Origin of the sequence: Pseudomonas sp. NPDC087358, from assembly GCF_044900785.1 — a bacterium.
Classification (GTDB): domain Bacteria; phylum Pseudomonadota; class Gammaproteobacteria; order Pseudomonadales; family Pseudomonadaceae; genus Aquipseudomonas.
Genome location: NZ_JBJDOA010000031.1, coordinates 1 through 469 on the forward strand (window position 1 = coordinate 1; position 469 = coordinate 469).

1 protein-coding gene is annotated in these 469 nt (G+C 49.5%); it reads right to left on the reverse strand.

Features of this window, described 5'->3' with window-relative positions:
• Positions 1 to 47: 47 nt before the first annotated feature.
• The gene (rplX, locus tag ACI2KS_RS29580; RefSeq protein WP_133752885.1) at positions 48 to 362 is read right to left on the reverse strand and encodes a 50S ribosomal protein L24; all 315 of its coding nucleotides are present in this window, start codon (positions 360 to 362) and stop codon (positions 48 to 50) included.
• Positions 363 to 469: the final 107 nt, after the last annotated feature.

Below are 469 nucleotides of genomic sequence, written 5' to 3' on the forward strand. Positions count from 1 at the left end.
CCAGTAAATCTCTTTTAGTCGTGCCATGGTCTTCTACCTAGCAGTGTTCAAGCATCAACCGCTTTTTGGGTCGACTTGAAGACACGAATTTTTTTGCCTTCTTCAACTTTGAAGCCAACGCGGTCTGCCTTGTTGGTTGCGCCGTTGAAAATGGCGACGTTGGAAGCGTGCAATGGCGCTTCTTTCTCGACGATACCGCCTTGTACGCCCGACATCGGGTTAGGCTTGGTATGACGCTTTACCAGGTTGATCCCACCAACGACCAGACGGTCATCAGCGAGAACCTTGAGCACCTTACCGCGCTTACCTTTGTCTTTGCCGGCGATCACGATGATCTCGTCGTCACGACGAATCTTTTGCATGTCGGATCTCCTTACAGCACTTCTGGGGCGAGCGAGACGATCTTCTTGTACTTCTCAGTTAGTAGTTTACTGTTAATTTGGCCTATGTTTTTTGTGGTGTTCGGCTT

Coding starts and splice junctions, on each gene's coding strand:
- rplX (WP_133752885.1), bottom strand. CDS start 362: ATGCAAAAGATTCGTCGTGACGACGAGATCATCGTGATCGCCGGCAAA.